This is a genomic window from Streptomyces durbertensis (assembly GCF_014156695.1).
In the GTDB taxonomy this organism is placed as follows: Bacteria; Actinomycetota; Actinomycetes; order Streptomycetales; family Streptomycetaceae; genus Streptomyces; species Streptomyces durbertensis.
Genome location: NZ_WMLF01000239.1, coordinates 1 through 8,032 on the forward strand (window position 1 = coordinate 1; position 8,032 = coordinate 8,032).

Genomic DNA, 8,032 nt, shown 5'->3' on the forward strand with positions numbered 1-8,032 from the left:
CGTGGGATGGACGGGGTATCAACATATCTGGCGTTGACTTTTGGCACACTGTTGAGTTCTCAAGGAACGGACGCTTCCTTCGGATTCCCTTCCGGGCTTCCTCCGGGCGCTTCCCTTCGGTGTTTCCAACCTTACCAGAGTTTTTCCGGCCCGTTTCACCGGGCTGAATTCACTCTGCGGGCATTGGATTCCCGTTTGCCTTTCGGCGCTTCCCGACTTTATCAGAAGCTGTTCCGCTGATCGAACCAGCGTCATTCGCTCGTGAAAGAGGCGGGATTGCCCACGGCCGGACGCTTGGATCCGATCGGGGCTCTTGATTCTTCACTGCTGACCCGGGGTCTCCGACCTCCAGGCAACTGTTCAAATCTACCTCCCGCGGTGGCCCGTGTCAACAGGTTTCCGCGGTCGAGAGAGGACAGTAGCAGCTCCTGGCGGCCGACTGCACATCCGCCGGGTGCGGCCCCGGGTTCAGCCGGCTGTGGGCACGCTCGCCGCGCGGTCCCGGGCCGCGATGTCCCCTGTCGCACCCTGCCGCGTCGCTCGCCGGCCGAGCACCAGGACGTAGGCCAGGAACAACGTCTCCGCCAGCACGCCGATTCCCACCCGCCCCCAGGTGGGCAGGCCGGACGGGGTGACAAAGCCTTCGATCACCCCGGCGACGAGCAGCACCACCGCGAGCCCGAGTGCCATGCCGATCGCCGTCCGCCCCTCCTCGGCAAGTGCGACGCGGCGGGTTCGCGGCCCGGGGTCGACGACGGTCCAGCCGAGGCGGAGGCCGGTGCCCGCCGCGACAAACACGGCGGTGAGTTCCAGCAGGCCGTGGGGCAGTACCAGTCCGAGGAAGATGTCCAGCCGGCCGGCGGACGCCATGAGTCCCAGCGCGACCCCGAGGTTCGCCATGTTGAGGAGGAGCACCCACAGGACGGGGATGCCGAGGAACACCCCGAACACGAGGCTGACCGCGGCGACCTGGGCGTTGTTCGTCCACACCTGGGCGGCGAAGGAGGCCGCCGGGCTGCTCGAGTAGTAGGCCTCGTACTCTCCGCCCGGTCGCGTCATCTCCCGGATGTCGGCCGGAGCGCCGATCGCGGACTGCACGTCGGGATGTGCGGCGACCCACCAGCCGATCAGCCCTGCGAGGACGGTGCAGGCAAGCGCGGTGGGGACCCACCAGTGCCGGGCCCGGTAGACCGCGGCGGGGAATCCGACGAGGAAGAAGGCGCCCACGTCCTGCCAGCCCGCCCGCCGCGGGCCGGTCACCGCGCTGCGGGCCCTGGCGACCAGGGAGGTCAGCCGCGCCACGAGGACCGGGTCGGGGGCCGAGGACTGGACGCGTGAGAGGTGGGTGGCCGTGCGCTGGTAGAGGCTGACGAGCTCGTCGGCCTCGCGCCCCGTGAGGCGCCTTCGACGGCCGAGCAGCTGTTCCAAGCGGTCCCACTCCGCCGCGTGCGCGGCGATGAAGACGTCCAGGTCCATGGGAAGAGCTTCGCAGACACCGGGAGAGGCTTCGGGGACCGCACGCTTGGCGGGGGCGCGACCCGGCCGGTCACACTTGTCAGTGACGTGGCCCGGCCGGGCTCGTCGTACCGGAGTTGCGGCGTGGGAACGAGGTGACCGCGGTGGGCGGGGGTCGACCCGAGAGCGATGTGGTGACGGGAGAGGCCGTGGTGCTCGGCCTCCAGCCGGCACGGCTGGTGAGCCGGGCGATGGCCGTGATCCTGGACCTGTTCCTGCTGTGGTCGGTCTACCTGCTGCTTCTGATGGTCCTGCTCACGGCGGCGGGCGGGCTGGACGAGGCGGCGCAGGCGGCGATCAGCGTCGGCCTGCTTGTGCTCGTGCTGATGGGCGGGCCGGTGACGGTGGAGACGCTGAGCGGCGGACGGTCGCCCGGCAAGCTGGCGTGCGGGCTGCGGGTGGTGCGTGAGGACGGCGGGCCGGTGCGGTTCCGACACGCGTTGGTCCGGGGTCTGGTGGGCTTTGTCGAGATCCAGATGACCCTCGGTGTGGTGGCGTTCTTCTCGTCGCTCGTGTCGGCGCGCGGCCGCCGGGTCGGGGACGTCTTCGCGGGGACGCTTGTCGTGCGCGAGCGGTCGGGTACGGCACGGGCGGCCGGCCCGGCCACGGTCGCCCCGCCGTGGATGGCGGGCCGGTTCGCCTCGCTGGATCTGTCCGGGGTGCCGGACGGGCTCTGGCTGGCGGTTCGGCAGTTCCTGATGCGTGCGCGGGAGCTTGATCCGCAGGTCGCGGCCGGGATGGAACGGCGGCTCGCGGACGACCTGTCCAGCCGGCTGGGTGTGGCGCCGCCGCCCGACCTGCCGCCGGGTGCCTACCTCGCCGGTGTGCTCGCCGAGCGTCAGCGGCGGGAGAGCGCGCGCGCGTTCCGTGCGCCGGTCGTCGCGGGGGCGCCGGAAGCGTCCGCGTCAGGCTCCGGCTCTGTCGGACGGGAGGCGGTCCGGGCGGCGGAGGTGGAAGTCGACCGTCGTGGCGGCGGACGCTCCGGCTACGCGGCTTCGTTCGGCGGCGGCACCGAACGTGAGGAGATTCCGCGTGACGTCTCTGCCTCCGGAGGCGGCACCGGCTTTGTCCCGCCGAGCTGACCGACCGGGTGGCGTGTGGCTGAGCGCGCTACGTGACTGCGCTTTCGAAGAAGCTGAGCGTCTCAGAGCTGGTCGGTCTCGGGGCTGGTCTTCTCGGGGAAGGCGGAGGGTGGGGTGTCGAGGTCTTCCAGCTCGATTCCGGGGGCGGCGAGCACCACGTCGCCGGCGAGGTGCACGAGCTGCTGTTCCCCTGTCTGAAGGTCGTTGACCTGGTATTTCTCCACGACGAGCCGGCCGTTGTCAGTGGCGTGTGCTTCAGTCTCCAGCAGAGCCCAGGACTGGTCGAGCGTCCGGGCCGCGAGCACGGGGGGCGTCAGCGCGAGGAGCCTGACGCGGGTCGCCGGGGCTCCCGGGGCCGGGCGCAGCATCCGGGCCGTGGCGACGAGGAACGCCGGCGAGGCCCCGGTGAACGCCTGGGCGGGCGCCGTGTTCTCCCGGGCATGGAGGCCGGCGGGGTCGGTGCGTACCCAGGTGACGCCGTTCAGCGCGGCGCCGCGTACCTGCCAGTCGCCGGCGTGGAGTTCGAGGCGCAGTGGGCGGCCGAGGTGGTCGAGGGTGAGGTCCACCGAGCCCGCGGGGGCGCCGTCGGGGCCGGTCAGCCGCGAGTGGTAGCGCCAGCCGGAGGGGCCGACGGCGCACTGGAAGTGTTCTTCTCCCAGGAAGGTGTGATCGTGCGGATCGAAGTGCGAGTAGCGGCCGCGGGGCATGGTGGTTCCTCGGTACGGGCGGGCCCCCGCCCGCGTGGGCGGGGCGGGGGCCGCTGGGCCGGCGGTCCTTCGCCGTCAGGCGCCGGGCCGCCGGGCCGCCGGTGTGGTGCGCCGGCGGTGGGTGACTCAGTAGCGGTAGTGGTCCGGCTTGTACGGGCCCTCGACCTTGACACCGATGTACTCGGCCTGCTCCGGACGCAGCTGCGTGAGCTTCACGCCGAGGGCGTCCAGGTGGAGTCGGGCGACCTTCTCGTCCAGCTTCTTCGGCAGGACGTAGACGCCGATCGGGTAGTCCTGCTGCTTCGTGAACAGCTCGATCTGGGCGATCGTCTGGTTCGCGAAGGAGTTGGACATCACGAAGGACGGGTGGCCGGTCGCGTTGCCGAGGTTCAGCAGGCGGCCCTCGGAGAGGACGATGATCTTCTTGCCGTCGGGGAAGGTCCAGGTGTGGACCTGTGGCTTGACCTCGTCCTTGACGATGCCGGGGATGGCGGCGAGGCCGGCCATGTCGATCTCGTTGTCGAAGTGGCCGATGTTGCCGACGATGGCCTGGTGCTTCATCTTGGCCATGTCGGAGGCCATGATGATGTCCTTGTTGCCGGTTGTGGTGATGAAGATGTCGGCGGTCTCGACGACCTCGTCCAGGGTGGTGACCTGGTAGCCGTCCATGGCGGCCTGGAGGGCGCAGATCGGGTCGATCTCGGTGATGATCACCCGGGCGCCCTGGGCACGAAGGGATTCCGCCGAGCCCTTGCCGACGTCGCCGTAGCCGCAGACGACGGCCGTCTTGCCGCCGATGAGGACGTCGGTGGCGCGGTTGATGCCGTCGACGAGGGAGTGGCGGCAGCCGTACTTGTTGTCGAACTTCGACTTGGTGACGGCGTCGTTCACGTTGATCGCCGGGAAGAGCAGCGAACCGGACTGCTGCATCTCGTACAGGCGGTGGACGCCGGTGGTGGTCTCCTCGGTCACGCCGCGGATCTCCGAGGCGAGCTGGGTCCACTTCTGCGGGTTCTCGGCGAGGGTGCGGTTGAGGAGTTCGAGGATGTAGCGGTGCTCCTCGTTCTCGGCGGTGTCGACGGAGGGGGCCTCGCCCGCCTTCTCGTACTCGACGCCCTTGTGGACGAGGAGGGTGGCGTCACCACCGTCGTCGAGGATCATGTTCGGGCCGCCGGTGGGGCTGTCAGGCCAGGTGAGGGCCTGCTCGGTGCACCACCAGTACTCCTCCAGGGTCTCGCCCTTCCAGGCGAAGACCGGCACGCCCTTCGGGTCGTCGGGGGTGCCGTCGGGGCCCACGGCGATCGCGGCCGCCGCGTGGTCCTGGGTGGAGAAGATGTTGCACGAGGCCCAGCGGACCTGCGCGCCGAGCGCGACGAGGGTCTCGATGAGCACTGCCGTCTGGACGGTCATGTGCAGGGAGCCGGTGACGCGGGCGCCGGCGAGCGGCTGGGAGGCGGCGTACTCCTCGCGGATCGCCATGAGGCCGGGCATCTCGTGCTCGGCGAGGCTGATCTCCTTGCGGCCGAAGTCGGCCAGGGAGAGGTCGGCGACCTTGAAGTCCCGGTTGCTGGCGGAGGTCGTCATGTGCGAGCTGCTCCTCGGTTCGGGTCGAGGTGTGTGAAGGCTGGCTGGTCTGCGGCAGCGGACAGATGCGCGGGCCGGGTACGACAGCGCATACCTGCCCGACACCATACGGACACATGTGTCCTCTGGCCGCAGCGCAGTCCGTCGGAGGCCCTCTCTCCCTCGGCCGCCCCGAAGTGCGGGGATGACCGACCGCCATCAGCAGCGACGTCCGTGCGGTTCGAATCTACACCGTCGGGGCGTTCCGTCGAGCGGTCGGGCGAGCCAGATGATCGCGGCGGGGGCATGGTTTTCGGCCATGATCGGCGGCTTCCGGCAGGTCGGCGTCGGGGCTCGGCGGCGACGGTGGGCGCGGGGTGTTCAGAGGCTGACCGTGGCGCGGAACACAGTGCCCTCGCCGGAGATCTCCACCTGGTCGCTCGCGTTGAGGTACACCGACTGGCCGCGTTCGAGGGTCAGTTCCCCGCCGCCGCGGGACTCGCTCAGCAGGAGGGAGCCCGCGGTGCACAGCAGGATCTGCGGACGGCCGCCGGAGGGCCGGGCGGGCGTCGAGCCGGGCGCCAGCGCGTAGCGGGAGAGGCGGAACTCCGAGACGGGTGTGCTGTAGACCTCCTCGACGTCGGGTTCGTCCGGCTCGGGGCGCAGCACGGCGGGGTCGCCCGGTTCGAAGCGCACGACGCGCAGCAGCTCGGGGACGTCCACGTGCTTGGGTGTGAAGCCGCAGCGCAGGACGTTGTCGGAGGTGGCCATCAGCTCCACGCCCAGACCGCTGAGATAGGCGTGGGGGACGCCCGCGCCGAGGTACATGGCCTCGCCGGGGTTGAGGCGTACGTGGTTCAGCAGCAGGGCGGCGAGGAAGCCGGGGTCGCCGGGGAAGTGGTGCGCGGCGGCCGCGCAGGCGGCGTAGGTCGCGGCGTGCGGGCCGTCGCCCGCGCCGAGGCGTTCCGCGGCGGCCACCGCACGGGCCAGGCCGTCGGCGAGTTCGGCGCGGTCGGCGCCCAGGACCGCGGTGAGCATCTCGCGCAGCGCGGCGTCCTCGGGGTGCGCGTGCAGGAGGTCGGCGTAGGGCTTGAGCTCGTCGACGTCGAGCGCGGCGATCAGTTCGGCCGACTCGTCGGCGGGCCGGAAGCCGCACAACCCCTCGAAGGGGCCGAGCGCGCAGATCAGCTCCGGCTTGTGGTTGTCGTCCTTGTAGTTGCGGTCCGGGGCGTTGCGGGGGATGCCGCGCCGCTCCTCGTCCGCGTATCCCTCGCGGGCCTGCCGGAGGTCCGGGTGGACCTGGAGGGAGAGCGGCGTCCCGGCGGCGAGGACCTTGAAGAGGAAGGGCAGCTCGCGTCCGAAGGCGGCGACGCACTCCGCGCCCAGCTCGCCCTCGGGATCGGCGGCGATGACCTCGTTGAGCGGGGTGGGCCCCTGGCCGCGGTCGATCCGGGACGGCGCCCCCGGGTGGGCGCCCATCCACATCTCGGCCTGCGGTTCACCGGTGGGCGCCTGGCCGAGCAGTTCCGGGATCGCGGTGACGGATCCCCAGGAGTAGGGGCGGACGGTGTTGACGAGGCGGTCCACTGCGTACCTCCAGGGGCGTGGTCGTCTGCGTTCGACGGGCGCGGTGGCGGCACCTCCGCTGTTCCGGACAACCCGGCAAGCGTGCGGCAGTGTCAGGGACTGGGGGTGAGGGCGAGGTAAACCGCGGTGAAATCGGCGGTGGCGATGAGTTCGGCCGCCGCCTCCAGCGGGCGGCTTCCGTCCGGGGCCTCGAGTTCGCTGACCGCCGCCTCGTGCCGGTGGGCGAGGGAGCGGGCGGCCGGCGCCGAGGTGTCGCCGGCGGGCGGCTGCTCGCGCAGCAGCACGATCCGGGCGCGCAGCGCCTGCGGTTCCTCGACGCGGTCGCGGAAGATGTCGTCCTCGCCGGTGGCACCGGCGAACGCGCCGGTGAGTACGGCCTGGTGGACGGTGAGCGCCTCGGGCAGCGGGCCGTGCAGGGCCGGGCGTCCCGGAAGCGCGCCGAGCATGGTGGCGAAGTGCCGTGCCGCGGCGTCGGCGATCGGTGTCTCGCTCCACAGCAGGGGCAGCGAGTCGGCGAGTTCGACGGCGAGCGTCTTGGCCGGGTTGTTGTACGTCGGGATGGCGGGGCCGCAGCGCTCGGCGACCTGGTCGAGCCGGTCGGCCAGGGCCTCCAGCGCGTCGGGCGGCGCGTGTCCGAGGCCGAGTCGGTCGGCGAGGACGAGAAGGGGGGTGAGCAGCGTCCACAGCTCGCCGGGGGCGGCGATCGGCCGCTCGTCGGAGATGCCCGGTTCGAAGGGCAGGGCGGCCACGGGCACGTTCAGTCCGCGCGGCGGGGAGGCTGCCTCAGCGACGTCGGAGCCTGCGGGGCTGACGGCGACGACGGTGCAGCCGCGTCGGTAGGCCTGGTCGGCGAGCGCGGGCAGGCCGGGCTCGGCGCCGTCCCCGGTGAGGAGGAACAGCAGGTCGAGCGGGCCCGCCCAGCCGGGCAGCGTCCAGCGCAGGTCGGACGGTTCGGCGGACCGGCCGGTGGGCCGGATGAGGCTGACGGGCACCGAGCCGTTGCCGAACGCGCCGAGGAGGTCGGCGGCGCAGCCGGCGACCGGGCCGGGGCCCGCCACGAGCAGTGCGCGGGGGCGTCCGTCGGGTCGCAGCTCCGTCAGGCCGGCCTCGGTGGCGTGGCGGACGGCGGTGCGGGTGAGGGCGCCGGCCTCGGCCGCGCCTCGCAGCAGTCCGCCGCGGTCGGCGGCGGCGAGTGCCTCGGCGTGGTCGAGGAGGGAGTCGTCCAGCATGCCGCTGCTCCTCCTGGCTAGGCGGGTCGGCGGGCCTCGTCGACAAGGAGGACGGGGATGCCGTCCCGTACCGGGTAGGCGAGCCCGCAGCCGGAGTCGGCGGTGCAGCGCAGTTCGGCGTCCTGCCCGTCGGCCGCGGGCTCCTCGCGGAGGGCCGCGTGGCAGGCCGGGCAGGCGAGGATCTCCAGAAGACCGGCTTCGAGCGGCATGTGTTTCCTCCGGGTGGGCTTGACGGCTGTGGTCAGCCTACCGCCGGTGAGCTGCCGGTTGCCTCCTGTCGGGGCCGGTCGGGGCGCCTGTCGCGGCGGCCGTCGTGCCGGCCGTGGCTGGGGGCGGTCGGTGGGGCAGT

At 72.0% G+C, this 8,032-nt stretch carries 8 protein-coding genes; 2 read left to right on the forward strand and 6 right to left on the reverse strand.

Annotated features, from left to right (window positions below; all coding sequences use genetic code 11):
• Positions 1-240, forward strand: a 240-nt coding sequence (locus GL263_RS28425; RefSeq protein ID WP_228456551.1) for a hypothetical protein, incomplete at its 5' end; no start/stop codon positions are given.
• 228 nt (positions 241-468) lie between these two features.
• On the opposite strand, the gene GL263_RS16400 is transcribed toward GL263_RS28425, so the two are convergent.
• Positions 469-1,476: a stage II sporulation protein M gene (locus tag GL263_RS16400; protein WP_182856468.1), complete on the reverse strand. Its 1,008-nt coding sequence runs from the start codon at positions 1,474-1,476 to the stop codon at positions 469-471.
• 143 nt (positions 1,477-1,619) lie between these two features.
• On the opposite strand from GL263_RS16400, the gene GL263_RS16405 reads away from it, so the two are divergent.
• Positions 1,620-2,597 carry an RDD family protein gene (locus GL263_RS16405; protein ID WP_323379431.1) on the forward strand — a complete coding sequence of 326 codons (978 nt, stop codon included), beginning with the start codon at positions 1,620-1,622 and terminating at the stop codon, positions 2,595-2,597.
• Between the two features lie 62 nt (positions 2,598-2,659).
• On the opposite strand, the gene GL263_RS16410 is transcribed toward GL263_RS16405, so the two are convergent.
• From GL263_RS16410 to GL263_RS16430, 5 genes are all read right to left on the reverse strand, one after another.
• Positions 2,660-3,304 carry a hypothetical protein gene (locus GL263_RS16410; RefSeq protein ID WP_182856469.1) on the reverse strand — a complete coding sequence of 215 codons (645 nt, stop codon included), beginning with the start codon at positions 3,302-3,304 and terminating at the stop codon, positions 2,660-2,662.
• A 126-nt stretch (positions 3,305-3,430) separates the two neighbouring features.
• Positions 3,431-4,888 carry an adenosylhomocysteinase gene (gene ahcY, locus GL263_RS16415; RefSeq protein WP_182856470.1) on the reverse strand — a complete coding sequence of 486 codons (1,458 nt, stop codon included), beginning with the start codon at positions 4,886-4,888 and terminating at the stop codon, positions 3,431-3,433.
• A 360-nt stretch (positions 4,889-5,248) separates the two neighbouring features.
• Positions 5,249-6,454, reverse strand: a complete 1,206-nt coding sequence (gene manA / locus GL263_RS16420; protein WP_182856471.1) for a mannose-6-phosphate isomerase, class I — start codon at positions 6,452-6,454, stop codon at positions 5,249-5,251.
• A gap of 92 nt (positions 6,455-6,546) precedes the next feature.
• A complete protein-coding gene (locus GL263_RS16425) occupies positions 6,547-7,683 on the reverse strand; it encodes an SIS domain-containing protein (RefSeq protein ID WP_182856472.1) in 1,137 nt (378 codons plus the stop codon).
• A gap of 17 nt (positions 7,684-7,700) precedes the next feature.
• On the reverse strand, positions 7,701-7,892 hold the full coding sequence (locus GL263_RS16430) for a Trm112 family protein (RefSeq protein ID WP_182856473.1): 192 nt from the start codon (positions 7,890-7,892) through the stop codon (positions 7,701-7,703).
• Between the last annotated feature and the right edge of the window lie 140 nt (positions 7,893-8,032).

Bases quoted from the DNA above. Each gene is read 5' to 3' on its own strand.
- GL263_RS16410 (WP_182856469.1), bottom strand. From the start codon at position 3,304: ATGCCCCGCGGCCGCTACTCGCACTTCGATCCGCACGATCACACCTTC.
- GL263_RS16430 (WP_182856473.1), bottom strand. From the start codon at position 7,892: ATGCCGCTCGAAGCCGGTCTTCTGGAGATCCTCGCCTGCCCGGCCTGC.
- GL263_RS16400 (WP_182856468.1), bottom strand. From the start codon at position 1,476: ATGGACCTGGACGTCTTCATCGCCGCGCACGCGGCGGAGTGGGACCGC.
- ahcY (WP_182856470.1), bottom strand. From the start codon at position 4,888: ATGACGACCTCCGCCAGCAACCGGGACTTCAAGGTCGCCGACCTCTCC.
- GL263_RS16425 (WP_182856472.1), bottom strand. From the start codon at position 7,683: ATGCTGGACGACTCCCTCCTCGACCACGCCGAGGCACTCGCCGCCGCC.